The 236-nt window shown below is 71.6% G+C and carries 1 protein-coding gene; it reads right to left on the reverse strand.

Going from position 1 to position 236, the window contains the following annotated elements; translation table 11 throughout:
- Positions 1–85 precede the first annotated feature (85 nt).
- Complete coding sequence (locus ACLJNW_RS28530; protein WP_410962044.1) at positions 86–223, reverse strand: ATP-binding protein; 138 nt, start codon at positions 221–223, stop codon at positions 86–88.
- Between the last annotated feature and the right edge of the window lie 13 nt (positions 224–236).

Below are 236 nucleotides of genomic sequence, written 5' to 3' on the forward strand. Positions count from 1 at the left end.
GGGTAGGACTCCTCCTCGAGGAGCTGCACGAGGAGGTCTCGGTTGAGCTCCTGGTCCTCCACCACGAGGATGCGCGTGGGCGCGCTCATGACCGCGGCGCCGCCGCCGCCTCGAGCGTGAAGGGCAGGGTCATGGTGAAGGTCGAACCCTTGCCGAGCTCGCTTTCCGCCGTCACCTGGCCGCCGAGAAGCCGCGCCAGCCGCCGCACGATGGCCAGGCCCAGGCCGTTGCCGCCG

This window comes from Salmonella sp. SAL4457 (assembly GCF_046548235.1).
GTDB lineage: Bacteria > Pseudomonadota > Gammaproteobacteria > Enterobacterales > Enterobacteriaceae > Salmonella > Salmonella enterica.